Origin of the sequence: Streptococcus suis (assembly GCF_002964045.1) — a bacterium.
Classification (GTDB): domain Bacteria; phylum Bacillota; class Bacilli; order Lactobacillales; family Streptococcaceae; genus Streptococcus; species Streptococcus suis_U.
On the sequence record NZ_POPB01000538.1, the window covers coordinates 1 to 290 of the forward strand.

1 pseudogene is annotated in these 290 nt (G+C 43.1%); it reads right to left on the reverse strand.

Annotated elements, in window-relative coordinates:
- A pseudogene (locus C1E99_RS12580) lies at positions 1-197 on the reverse strand (L-ascorbate 6-phosphate lactonase); the annotation flags it as partial.
- Between the last annotated feature and the right edge of the window lie 93 nt (positions 198-290).

Here is a 290-nt window from a genome sequence, read left to right on the forward strand (position 1 = left end):
CGTGATGACCAGAGGTCCATGACCACGTTCGCACCACCTGGTGTTTTAATCCAGACACCGCAGTTGCCAAGCCACCACATAGCAAAGTTGCCTTCTGGCACTACTTCTTCTTCAATTTCTTCATTGAGCCAAGTTCCCCATTCTGGGAAGGTTGAAAGAATCCAGGATTCTCTTGTAATATCTTGAACTTTAGCCATTTTCCATTCCTCCTATAAGGTACGTTTCTATGCTTCTAGTATATGCTCCAAAGGCAACAAAAAAAAGACCAAATAAAACACAGGCTTGTGTTC